The organism is Pseudoalteromonas sp. NJ631 (genome assembly GCF_000276645.1).
Taxonomy (GTDB): domain Bacteria; phylum Pseudomonadota; class Gammaproteobacteria; order Enterobacterales; family Alteromonadaceae; genus Pseudoalteromonas; species Pseudoalteromonas piscicida.
Map to the genome: position 1 here is coordinate 302,185 of NZ_AKXJ01000004.1, position 11,275 is coordinate 313,459.

The window sequence follows — 11,275 nt, forward strand, 5'->3', positions numbered from 1 at the left end:
GCTAACTGCGTTGAATTCACTTCCAATAGCTAGCTATTGGTACGTAAATTCGCCTTGTTATCCTCAAAACTCACTGGCTAGGTAAGAAGATAGTTTAAGGTGATTAAAAAACAGTTAGTTAGTTCATTCCCTATCCAAACCTCAGGTTAGTTAAATAACTGAAAGCTCAACCGCGATATTGCCACGAGTAGCATTTGAATATGGGCAAACTTCGTGAGCTTTCTCAACGAGTGACTGCGCCGTGTCTTTGTCTAAGTCGCCAACCGATACCGCCAATTTCACCGCTATCCCGAAGCCACCTTCAATTGGCCCAATAGACACTTCAGAGTTAATATGTGTATCTTCTGGCAACTTCACCTTTGCTTTGCCTGCCACCAATTTTAATGCGCCAATAAAACACGCCGCATAACCTGCTGCAAACAATTGCTCCGGATTAGTCCCTTGCCCGTCATCCCCACCTAAGCCTTTTGGTGTCGAAAGCGCAACATCAAGACGACCATCGTCAGACTTTGCCACACCTTCTCGGCCACCTGTGGCAGTGGCTTTCGCCGTATATGCAATACTTTGTAGTTCTTTCATTTCGTTCTCCTAAGTTTGTGCTTGTAGAGTACTCACCTACACCCTAACGCAGCGAGGCTTTACTCTAGATGAAGTAAAATCAATTAAACATTTATTTTGCATGCAAAATAATAGATTCAATTTTTTAGAATTGCAAATACTTTGTGTGCAAATTAAAATATAGCTTAGCTACTTTGTAGGAATATGTGATGAACTACCCACAATTAAAACTAGACGCTCAAATCTGCCACCGCCTCTACATGGCTTCCAATGGTATTGCCCGTGCTTACCGAGCATCTTTACAAAAACTCGACTTAACTTACCCTCAATATGTGGTGATGATGGCACTTTGGGAGAAAGATGAAATCAGCATTGCTGAGTTACTAGAGAAAACCGCCATCGATGGCGGTGCTATGACACAAATATTAAAGAAAATGACTGACAAAGCCCTGCTTTCAATCGTTAAAGACGAAAAAGATAAGCGCAAACGAGTGGTAAAACTACAAAGTAGGGGTCAAGATCTGCAACATCAAGCTGCCACAATTCCTGAGCAGATCCGCTGTAAATTTCCAAGTATCGACGAGCAAAAAGCACGAGCACTTATTGAGTTACTAGATTCGATCAATGGTGATTTGGCCTAAAGTAGAAATCAAAAGATAGTCATTGTAGCGCGCGTTCTAAATGTGCCAAAAACGCTGATATTTTTTTGGCCAGATGTTTACGGCCAGCATAGAACGCATAAAGTACAAGGTCTTCCGGTTGCTGCTCTAATTTAAGTGGTACCAGCGCGCCTGACTCAATTTCTGCTTTACAGGAGTTCAGTGGCAAGATAGCAAATCCAACCCCTGAAAGCGCGGCAGACTTAGCTATAAACCCACTGTTTACCCTAAAGTTTGATTTAACATTCACCGTCGTTAATCTTCTTTCATTGTTAGTAAATATCCAAGGTGTACCGTTTACTGCGGTAAGGGTTGAAATACAAGGTAGAGATTGTAAATCTGCTAATCTATACGGCGAAGTATGCTTTTCTAGCAAGCTGGGAGCCGCCACTACGACGCTTGGTAATCGAGCCAGCTCTTTAACCACCCAATTGCTATCCTCAAGCTTACCACGATGAAAGTAAAGCACGACATCAAAGCCATCTAAGAGATTTTCTCTTGGACTCAGGCTAGTATCACAACTTATTGAAATTAATGGATGTGCAGCGCAAAAGGTTACCACTGCTTGACCAAGAATGGGGATGTCGGGCATCACTATACGCAAATGCCCCATTGGCGTAGAGGCATGTTTATTGACTTCTTGCAACGCATCCGACAGCGAATCGATTAACGGCTTTGTACTCACATAAAGCTGCTCACCCGCTTCTGTCACTGAGATCCGCCTTGTCGTTCGTTCCAACAATCTTGCATCAAGCTTTTCTTCAAGTAGTGCAATATGACGACTTACGTTGGAGGTTGGTATATCCAGAAACTCTGCCGCTTGTTTGAAGCTTAAGCATTCATAAACACAGTGGAAACTGTTAAGCCACTGAGGGTCAATCTGATCAATCATTTTATTAGCCCAACATATGGGTTTATCAATTCAATAATAGACACTTTATTACCTAATTAAGGCTAATACAATGAAGACTTCTTTGTTTATATCAATTAAGGATGTCCATGTTTTCAGCTTCAATGACCACCTTCGCGAGCCCAAAAGCGAAATTTGGGTTATGTTTTGTCATCCACTTTTTAATCGCATTAGATGCATTAATCATCGTGCCCTTTAGTGCAGAAATGGCGTTAAGTTCAGGTATCAGTCCATCAAATTCAGGACTACTCGTTTCAGCTTATGCAATTGCCGCCGCTTTCACTTGTTTATGGGTGCGTGGTTCAGGCAACCTCTCAAAGGAGAAATACAAGGTCTTTATTTTTCTGTCTGCAACCACATTGTTAACCTTGCTTACTTCAGTACTCGAGAGTTTTTATATCTTGCTTTTCGTACGTGCATTGACTGGCATTTGTGGCGGCGCACTAGTAGTACTCAATCTCAACTTGGTGATCCAGATAAGCCATGAAAACGATAAGAAAAAGGACACCGCGATACTGTTGAGTGCTTTTCCACTCGCCTTGGCAATTGGGATCCCTGCGCTATTATTTATCACAGCAAATCAAGGCTGGCAGTTGGGGTTCATGATACTCGGAAGCAGCTTAGCCATTACAGCGCTATTATTTACATTTATTTTTCTCTCAAACATAAAGCAAGCTTCGCAAAGCAGCGATAGCAACCTAAAGCCAGTCAACACATTTCACCCGACCAAAACCCTTAAATATGCTCTATTCATTGCATTTTTTGTGGTGCTAAGTACATTTGCAATTTCAACTCAATTTCCGGTGATGCTAATTACCAACTTAAGCATCTCAAGCTCGATGCTAAGCGCATGCTATTTGTTAAGTGGTGTGTGTTCATTTATTGCAATTCAGCTATACGCTCGAAGTAAGCTAAACAATCACACAACCTCATACTTAATTTACTTTCTTAGTGCCTTGATGATATTGGCGGCCTTGTTTGGTTTTACGATAAGTTCAGTTATTTTTGCAGCCGGACTTTTTACCCTGTTTGTGATTGCAAGCGCTACCCGCTCTATGATCTTAGTGACAGAAATTATAACCTCACTTCACGCAGAAGAGCGCAGCACCTTTATTAGTCTGCAAAATGCGATACAGCACTTTGCGATAGCCTCTGGCGGCACCATCGCAAGTTTGCTAGTCATGCCCTACGAAAACCACACACTTAATTTTAATGTCTTGATTGTTGTCTCAAGCCTATTGATAGTTATAACGGTTGTTATGTGGAAAAACTTTCAAAGAAAGCGCTTTTAATCGCGGTTTAGTGATTACTCAATAGATAATTGGGCAGCTTGATAAAGCAATAAGTGATGTCGCTTCCCCAATTATCGCTTTGCTCTGCTTTAATAACACAATCCGCCATGGTTACGCCTTACTCTAAGCGCGCCTCTATGCGATAATGCCTATCTATCGTTAGTCATATGTATCCGCATAGCGGCAAACAGCTTAGTTATCACGGTATACACACTGGTGTGAACTGATATACACATTAATATACACAGTTGTCATACCATCACGACAAATATGATTAACCAAAACAAACAAAAACAGTAGAATAACTTTTTGACTTTATGACAAATACAAACCAATCAGATACACCGAATAATGCCCAGAACATCCCAACTATTTTCTGGCACGACTACGAGAGTTGGGGTGCGACGCCGCAAAAAGACAGGCCAAGCCAGTTTGCTGGGATCAGAACGGATCTGGATCTCAATATTATTGGTGAGCCACTGATTGAGTATTGTCAACCAGCGCCCGACTATCTCCCGCACCCTCAAGCCTGTTTGGTCACAGGGATCACACCACAGTTAGCACTAAAAAAAGGCCTGACCGAGGCCGAGTTTATGGCAAAAATCCACGCGGAATTTGCCAAACCGCAAACCTGCGTTGCTGGATATAACAGTATTCGGTTTGATGACGAGCTGACCCGTTATAGCCTCTATCGTAATTTTTATGACCCCTATGAACGTGAATGGCAAAATGGCAATAGCCGTTGGGACATTATAGATCTAGTTAGAGCCTGCTATGCGCTTCGCCCTGAAGGAATTAAATGGCCAACCCGTGAAGATGGCAACCCGAGTTTTAAACTCGAACACTTAACCGTCGCCAATGGCATTGAGCATGGCGCCGCCCACGATGCATTGAGTGATGTTACCGCAACGATTGCGCTGGCTAAACTGATTAAAACCAAACAGCCAAAACTGTATGAGTTCTACTTTAATCACAGACATAAAAAAGCGGTGTCGAGCCTAATCGACGTTTTCAATATGCAGCCTTTAGTACACGTTTCTTCTATGTTTCCGGCACAACAAGGTTGCACAACTTGGATTGCGCCGATGAGCTTTCACCCAATCAATAGTAATGCCGTGATCTGCTTTGATTTAACACAGTCGCCGAAGGTATTGAATGACCTTGACGTTGAGGCACTCAAACAACGGCTTTATACAAAACGCAGTGAATTGGGTGAAGATGAGCTACCGGTCGGATTAAAACTAGTACATATCAATAAATGCCCGCTGGTAGCACCAGCTAAGACCCTCTTGCCCGAAAACGCGGCAAGACTTGGAATTGACCGCGAGCAATGCCTAGAAAACTTAAAGTATCTTAAAGCACGTCCAGAGCTAAGAGATAAGGTTGCAGAAGTCTTTAGCGATGAACAGGGATTCGAGAAACCAAGTAACCCGGATTATCAACTCTACGATGGTTTCACTAGCAAAGCCGATAAAGCCAAGTTTGCAATCATTCGCAATGCATCGCCCGAAGAGTTGGCAACAATTGAACTGGATTTTGAAGACGGTAAATTTAACACTTTGCTGTTTCGCTATCGGGCAAGAAATTGGCCACAGTCGCTCTCACCTGTAGAACTTGATAAATGGCGTAAATACTGCCAAAACAAGTTGATGCATAATGAAGATAACCCTTCAATTTCAGCTGAAGATTTTATGCTAGAGCTTGAAAATTTAGTCGCAGAAAATGAAGGTAATGAGCGCAATATGCAGATCTTAAAAGCGCTTTATCATTACGCTCAAAGCTTGTAAGAGGCGGGTTTTCGGTCTAAAGATGTCGGCCTAAAGATGTCGGCCTAAAGATGTCGACCTAAAGGCCGACCTACGGTGCGTGTGTCATGGCAAATGAGATAAGGCCATGCAATGATGAATGGGCGTATCGGCCTGTAGATATGTCAGGCCATAGATGTCGGCCCATTAGATGTCGGCCTAAAGGCCGACCTACGATTTTATATTGTTACCCATTTCCCAGTACTTTGGCAGGATCCGTTTTGGTGGCTTGCCAAGCGGGATATAAGCTTGCAACGACTGCCATAACAAAAGTCGTGACTAAACTGATATAAATGTCTGTCCAAATAATTTTGCTCGGTAAGTATTCAATAAAGTAGACGCCTTCAAGCGGATTGCTATCACTCATATTGATCCAGGCTTTAAAAATATCGGGGATATTAATGGCAATAAAAATGCCGATCCCAGTGCCTAACAGTGCACCAATCCCTGCATACGTCACACCTTGTAGCGCAAAAGTCGCGAAAATAGTGCTGTCCTGTGCCCCCATGGTTTTCAAAATGGCGATATCCGCCCGCTTTTCTTTTACTTCCATCACCATAGAAGAGACGATATTAAAGCTCGCTACAGCGATGATCAGAAATACCACGAGATAGACGATAGTGCGCACCATCTGAATATCTTGATACAGTCCGCCTTGCGTTCGAAACCAAGATGATACGTACACTAAATCGGGTAATGCCCTACCCGCTGATGTCGCAATTTGTTGTGCCTGAAACACATCATTCACCTTAGCACGCAAGTCCGTTACTTGGTCTTCTCTAAAATCCATCGCTTCTTGCAGTGCGTTAAGTGGCACTAAGGCTAATGTTTGGTCAAGTGGCCCGCCCATATCGATAAGCCCCACCACCTTCGCTGTTAATCGCTTTGGCGCAGCGAGTGGATTATCCGAATGTTTGTTAGCAACCAATAGCTGGATATTATCGCCAGCCACAACGCCAAGTTTATCAGCTATCCCTTTGCCGATGATCACTTCACCCGGTTTTAATGCTTTTAGTTCCGCACCTTTTATAAAATCACCTATGCTCGACACCGTATGATGCCTATTCGGTGCAATCCCTTTTAACTGCGCCGCTTTTAAGGTGCCTTTGTATTGCAGCATGGCTGTTAAGTTAATTTCAGCCGTCGCGCTTACGATGCCACGCTGACCCTCTAAGATCCCTACTTTTTGCTGCCACGCTTGAATAGGGTCGTAAGGTGCTTGATAACTCACTTGTGGCACCACCGACAACAGGCGCTGCTCTAATTGTTCTTCAAAACCATTAATCACAGAAAGTGCGACTATCAATACAGCCATACCCAGCATTACACCTAGCGTAGAAGCACGGGTCAAAAAACCAATAAAGCCAAGCTGACGTTTAGACTCTCTAAAGCGTTTGCTTAAAAAATAACTAAGCATGCTGATACACACCTACTTTGCCATCGTCCAGTTGTACTGCACGACCAAGCTTATCTGCCAACTCTAAGTCGTGTGTTACAACAACAAAGCTGGTTTTTAGCTGCTGATTGAGTTCAGCCAGCAAGTCATAAATTCTCAGGGCATTATGCTTATCAAGATTGCCAGTTGGTTCATCAGCTAGCACCAGATCTGGTTCTGTTACTAGTGCTCTTGCTATCGCAACACGCTGTCTCTCCCCCCCAGAAAGCTCTGAAGGCTTATGATCAGCACGATGACTCAAGCCCACTTTATCGAGCATATGTAATGCTTTTTCACGGGCTTGTTTTGCTTTATTACCGGCAATTAATAAGGGCATCGCCACGTTTTCAACCGCACTAAACTCCATCAACAAATGATGAAACTGATAGATAAAACCCAAATGCTTATTTCTAAATTCCGCCTGCTTTTTACGCGACAGCTTGCCAACTTCCACACCTTTGATTTTTACACTGCCGGTGGATGCTTTATCCAAGGTACCTAGAATATGCAGTAAAGTACTTTTACCTGAACCCGAGCTACCTACAATCGCAAGCATCTCACCTTGGGTTACAGATAAATCAACGCCTTTTAATACCGTTACTTCGGCTTTACCATCTTGGTAGCTTTTGACCAAGTTTTGGCAGTCAATGACTAAATCACTCATATCTTAATACCTCTGCTGGCAGCACACTCGACGCGCGTTTAGCTGGATACAAGGTTGCTAAAAAGCTTAGCAATATGCTGCCCACTGCCATAATCGTTAAATCTGTTAATTCTATTTTGACCGGAAGTTCGGCGCCACCAAGCAACTGAAGGCCTGCGAGGTGGAGCACCTCATTAATATTGTTCGACAGCAATAATCCACCAGCAACACCAATGAGTGTGCCAAAAATGCCGTTATACATCCCTTGCGCCATAAACACTTTTGCTATCATTTGTGGTGTAAAGCCAAGCGTTTGCAAAATAGCCACTTCCCCTTGCTTTTCACTCACCATCATAGATAGCGCTGAAATGATATTAAATACAGCCACTATCACAATAAGGCCAAGTAATAGCGACATAATGCGCTTTTCCATTGCAACCGCCGCAAACAATGTGCCTTGCTGAGTTTGCCAATCCTGTGTCTCGAGCCCTTGTAACAAGCTGTTCGCTTGCTGATAAAAATCTGGAAGGCTAAAAGCATCATATAAATGAATGTTAAGGTCGTATTGCTCTGGCTTCTTGCGCATTAACCGCTGTAAACTCTTCCCGTCGGCAAATGCCAAATAAGTGTCAGCTTCGCTTTGGCCATCATATATGGCAGCTACGGTGAATAAGCGCTGCGTCGGTGTGCGGCCAAGCGGTGTGTATGTGGTGAATTCAGGCATGATCACGCGGAGTTGTTGACCAACGCTTACGCCAAGTTTATTGGCTAAATAGCGACTCAGGGCCACTTGGTATTTTTGCTCGTACAATCGAGTTAAACTGCCGGCACGTATGGCGTCATCTAACACAGTTTCATACCCTTGAAATAACCCTTGAAGTTGCACACCCACCAAATCTTGATTGGTTTGTAGAATTACGTCACTTGCAACATATGGCGAAACTTGCTTAACCAATGGATGATTTTCAATGGCTTGTAATTTATTTTGATCAAGTTGCTCATTTTCCTTAATTTGCACATGCGGGATCAAATCAAGCATGGCGGCTTTTAAGGTTTGCTCAAAGCCATTCATCACTGAGCTGACGGTGATCAAACTCATTAAGCCAAGGGCGATACCCGCAATTGAGAAAAATGAGATAAACGATATAAATGCATTGCCTTTCGCAGCACGGCTATATCTTAACCCAACAAAGAGGCTAACTGGTTGAAACATAATCTATCTCGTAAAAAACTGCTGCACGGATACTAACATACTCAAAACCAGATTGATGGCAGGATTGCTATAAAAAGTGTGACAAACTATAAATTTGTTGACGTTTAGCTGCGCCTTGCTGATCCCGTCAAAACTTTACTGCTCGCCATGCTTAGCGATTACCTTTTGCGGATCTGATATGGCACGTTTCTGCGTTTGACTATTGTTGATTTCACCACCGATGTGTGGGTATCACCCAGCGTCGAGACTTTATCCAGAATTTCGTCTAGCTTAGGCATACTCTCAAAACACAGCCTCACATAAAAACAATCCTCTCCCGTCACTTTGTCACATTCAATCACTTCAGGAATGCTTTGGATCATCGTTTCAAGTTGTTTTAGTTTACCGGGATGTTGACGAATACGCACAATCGCCGTCAGCGGGTAATCAAAGCTTTCTGGGTCTAATTCAATACTGTATTTATGAATTACCCCATACTCTTCCATACGTTTCATGCGCTCATTCACACTCGGTGAAGACATATTCACAGCCCGGGCCATTTCAGCAACAGACACTCGGCTGTTGTTTTCTAACAGCTTTATAAGCTTGCTATCTATCGCATCAAGCGACCATTTTTCATTATTAATTAGTTTTCGCATTTTTGCCTTTCATTTTTAGGAAATTAGAAAAATTAGCCTTTTATTGTCTATTAGTAATACGGCAAACCCTAAGTAATATGCAAGTATAGAATTGAATATGACAAGGTGTGAACAATGTTTGGCTCAGATAAAGAGAAAGGTTCAATAGAGATGATAATAGCTATGGTGCTGTCCGGCACCATAGGATACTTTGTCGTCAGTGCAGAACAATCCTATTGGAATGTGGTATTTTTACGTTGTGTTATTGGCGCATTGTGCCTTCTTGGATACGTGCTCGTAACAAAGCAACTGACAAAAGAGGTGTTTAAAGGTCCTGTTTTTATGACCATCTTGCTCGGCGGTATCGCGCTGGTCGGAAACTGGGTGCTATTATTCGCCTCGTTTGACTATATTCCTTTTTCAATTTCAATCATCGCATACCATCTACAACCTTTGATGTTGGTATTATTAAGCGCGGTGCTTTATCGTCAGTATCCAAGTAAGGCAATCCTTTTATGGTTGGCCATCGCCGTGGTGGGATTATGGTTGGTTGTTGGGATCCCGTATCAAGAAATAGTCGCGGTGATTTTTGCACAAGAGAGTAACCAAGCCGTTTTTGGTCTGCTACTAGCACTTGGAGCTGCATTTCTGTATACCATTACAACGCTGATGACGAAAAAGGTAAGCCAAGTGCCATCCGGTGTGGTTGCTGTGATCCAAATCTTTTTTGGTGGCTTATTTTTGTTGCCTTGGGTTGACTTTGCACACTTCCCAGAGACTTCATCGAGCTGGGGTAACATCTTATTCTTAGGCGTCGTCAACACAGGGTTTATGTATGTGATCATGTATGACGCGTTTCAACGCCTAAGCACCACATTAATTGCTATTCTTTCTTTTATTTATCCGGTCGTGGCGCTGTTTGTAGATTTTATTGCATTCGAGCACACGATTTCGATACTACAAACGCTTGGGATTGTTTTAATCTTAACGGCAGTCAGCGCTGTAAAGTTCGATTGGAAGTTAGGCAAGTTATTTAACCTGAGGTTTGGATAAGGAGTGTTCCAACTCATTGTTGCTAAAGCACAACTTAGTTTTTCCTTGTCTAGCCAGAGAGTTTTAGGGAAAACAAGGCGGATTTACGCACCAATAGCTGGCTATTGGAAGTGAATTCAACGCAGTTAGCGCTAAAACTGGCTGCTAGAAAGGCATTAATTATCCGCAGCTCAGGTTATTTAGCACACCGAAGCAAAAAGTCAGTTAATTTAGCTAATCTGAACTTAAAGGAAACAGCAGTGATAAAAGCAGAGTAAAGTGCAAGTACTTTGCTCTGCCGCTGTTGACTAGATTACTGCTCTAGGTAACAAATAACCGCAGCTTGCTTAGGGTTGCTTTGCGTATCTTCAATTAGATAGCTCGCTTTTTTGCTGTTTTGGCATAAACACATGTCGTAATGACTGATCATGTAAGCATTACCAACAGCATCCTCATCCGTTTTTTGGATGCTACAGGTAGGCTCTCTCCAAATTGGATCCCAGCCGCTTTGGCCAATAGCAACAATTTTAATGTTTTGTTGAGTAACGAGGGCTTTCGCCTCTTCTACTTCTTGAGCAGATACAGACAATGCAGTGAATGCAACGAGTGCGGTGATTAGCTTTTTCATTTTTCATCCTTAATTTAAGTCAGCGCTATAGATAAAAAACAGCAAGACACTGTAACAGTAATCAAAATATTGAATAAAAACTCTATAGCGCTTGCTATTTTATTCATTAAATATGACAACTCAAGAATAAATTCATTAAATTTATAAAAACAACTTCAACCTTAAAGCATCATCACAAAAAAATCTTGCCCACTTACGTAAATACACACCTTTTGGGTCTCTCATTAATTAGAATAAATTGACATATAAAACATCACAACGATAACAAAGAGAGATAAGGAAAGTTAATTCCATTTATCTTAATAGCTTGTTTTACACAATAAACTCGCACCATTTAAAAATTCACAATTTCATTATCCTAAACACCATAACTTTTTTAATTCCGAATAACACAAGACATAGCTAAAGCAATAAAAACCCACTACTGATTATTAAGAGGAATTATTTTTCAGACATTCAGAATATTAGTACATAGAGCATTTA

11 protein-coding genes are annotated in these 11,275 nt (G+C 42.2%); 4 read left to right on the top strand and 7 right to left on the bottom strand.

Features of this window, described 5'->3' with window-relative positions:
* Positions 1 to 150 precede the first annotated feature (150 nt).
* On the bottom strand, positions 151 to 579 hold the full coding sequence (locus A587_RS0110160; protein WP_010604667.1) for an organic hydroperoxide resistance protein: 429 nt from the start codon (positions 577 to 579) through the stop codon (positions 151 to 153).
* A 188-nt stretch (positions 580 to 767) separates the two neighbouring features.
* Here A587_RS0110160 and A587_RS0110165 point away from each other — a divergent pair, with 188 nt between their 5' ends.
* Positions 768 to 1,199: a MarR family winged helix-turn-helix transcriptional regulator gene (locus tag A587_RS0110165; protein ID WP_017217491.1), complete on the top strand. Its 432-nt coding sequence runs from the start codon at positions 768 to 770 to the stop codon at positions 1,197 to 1,199.
* 19 nt (positions 1,200 to 1,218) lie between these two features.
* Here the strand turns inward: A587_RS0110165 and A587_RS0110170 are convergent, their stop codons facing one another.
* Complete coding sequence (locus A587_RS0110170) at positions 1,219 to 2,109, bottom strand: LysR family transcriptional regulator (RefSeq protein ID WP_010604665.1); 891 nt, start codon at positions 2,107 to 2,109, stop codon at positions 1,219 to 1,221.
* A gap of 107 nt (positions 2,110 to 2,216) precedes the next feature.
* Between A587_RS0110170 and A587_RS0110175 the strand changes: the two genes are divergently transcribed.
* Together A587_RS0110175 and sbcB are read left to right on the top strand one after the other, a co-directional pair.
* Positions 2,217 to 3,419, top strand: coding sequence for an MFS transporter (locus A587_RS0110175; RefSeq protein WP_017217492.1), 1,203 nt, complete (start codon positions 2,217 to 2,219; stop codon positions 3,417 to 3,419).
* A 317-nt stretch (positions 3,420 to 3,736) separates the two neighbouring features.
* On the top strand, positions 3,737 to 5,206 hold the full coding sequence (gene sbcB, locus A587_RS0110185; RefSeq protein WP_017217494.1) for an exodeoxyribonuclease I: 1,470 nt from the start codon (positions 3,737 to 3,739) through the stop codon (positions 5,204 to 5,206).
* Between the two features lie 205 nt (positions 5,207 to 5,411).
* Here the strand turns inward: sbcB and A587_RS0110190 are convergent, their stop codons facing one another.
* The 4 genes from A587_RS0110190 to A587_RS0110205 form a co-directional block, all read right to left on the bottom strand.
* Positions 5,412 to 6,641, bottom strand: coding sequence for a lipoprotein-releasing ABC transporter permease subunit (locus A587_RS0110190; protein ID WP_017217495.1), 1,230 nt, complete (start codon positions 6,639 to 6,641; stop codon positions 5,412 to 5,414).
* On the bottom strand, positions 6,634 to 7,323 hold the full coding sequence (gene lolD, locus A587_RS0110195; protein WP_010372515.1) for a lipoprotein-releasing ABC transporter ATP-binding protein LolD: 690 nt from the start codon (positions 7,321 to 7,323) through the stop codon (positions 6,634 to 6,636). Before lolD ends, A587_RS0110190 begins: the two co-directional genes overlap by 8 nt.
* Positions 7,316 to 8,515 carry a lipoprotein-releasing ABC transporter permease subunit gene (locus A587_RS0110200; RefSeq protein ID WP_017217496.1) on the bottom strand — a complete coding sequence of 400 codons (1,200 nt, stop codon included), beginning with the start codon at positions 8,513 to 8,515 and terminating at the stop codon, positions 7,316 to 7,318. Before A587_RS0110200 ends, lolD begins: the two co-directional genes overlap by 8 nt.
* Positions 8,516 to 8,673: 158 nt before the next feature.
* Complete coding sequence (locus A587_RS0110205) at positions 8,674 to 9,153, bottom strand: Lrp/AsnC family transcriptional regulator (RefSeq protein WP_017217497.1); 480 nt, start codon at positions 9,151 to 9,153, stop codon at positions 8,674 to 8,676.
* 114 nt (positions 9,154 to 9,267) lie between these two features.
* Between A587_RS0110205 and A587_RS0110210 the strand changes: the two genes are divergently transcribed.
* Positions 9,268 to 10,185, top strand: coding sequence for a DMT family transporter (locus tag A587_RS0110210; RefSeq protein ID WP_017217498.1), 918 nt, complete (start codon positions 9,268 to 9,270; stop codon positions 10,183 to 10,185).
* A 292-nt stretch (positions 10,186 to 10,477) separates the two neighbouring features.
* Here A587_RS0110210 and A587_RS0110220 read toward each other — a convergent pair whose 3' ends face one another.
* Complete coding sequence (locus A587_RS0110220) at positions 10,478 to 10,792, bottom strand: hypothetical protein (RefSeq protein WP_010604891.1); 315 nt, start codon at positions 10,790 to 10,792, stop codon at positions 10,478 to 10,480.
* Between the last annotated feature and the right edge of the window lie 483 nt (positions 10,793 to 11,275).